Source organism: Stenotrophomonas sp. SrG (assembly GCF_050031795.1).
GTDB classification, from domain to species: domain Bacteria; phylum Pseudomonadota; class Gammaproteobacteria; order Xanthomonadales; family Xanthomonadaceae; genus Stenotrophomonas; species Stenotrophomonas rhizophila_A.
Map to the genome: position 1 here is coordinate 1 of NZ_JBNBBE010000053.1, position 351 is coordinate 351.

A 351-nucleotide genomic window follows, 5' to 3' on the forward strand; every position below is an offset into this window, starting at 1 on the left:
CGTCATAGCTGGCACCGTGCAGGAACGCACTGCGGATCAGCGAGCGGCGGCGCGGTACCAGGGTATCCAGGCAATCATCCAGACGCGCGCGGTCGGAGGCGTGCTCGGCCGCCTGCGCCGGCTGCGGCGCGAAATCGGGAATCTCTTCGGCCACCGACAGGGCATCCCGCGGGCGCGGCGGCGCCGAGCGCAGGCGATCAATCGCGCGGTTGCGCGCCATCAACGAGAGCCAGGTCATGGCCGAGGCCCGCGTGGCATCGAACTGGGGGGCCTTGCGCCAGACCGTGGTGACGACGTCCTGCAGGACCTCGTCGGCATCGCGGCGGTCGCGCAGGGTGTGCAGGCAGATCG

Annotated in this window: 1 protein-coding gene; it reads right to left on the reverse strand. The window is 71.2% G+C overall.

The window, feature by feature from the left end; translation table 11 throughout:
* Nucleotides 1-351, reverse strand: a 351-nt coding sequence (locus tag ACQG3P_RS18930) for a sigma-70 family RNA polymerase sigma factor (protein WP_426805896.1), incomplete at both ends; no start/stop codon positions are given.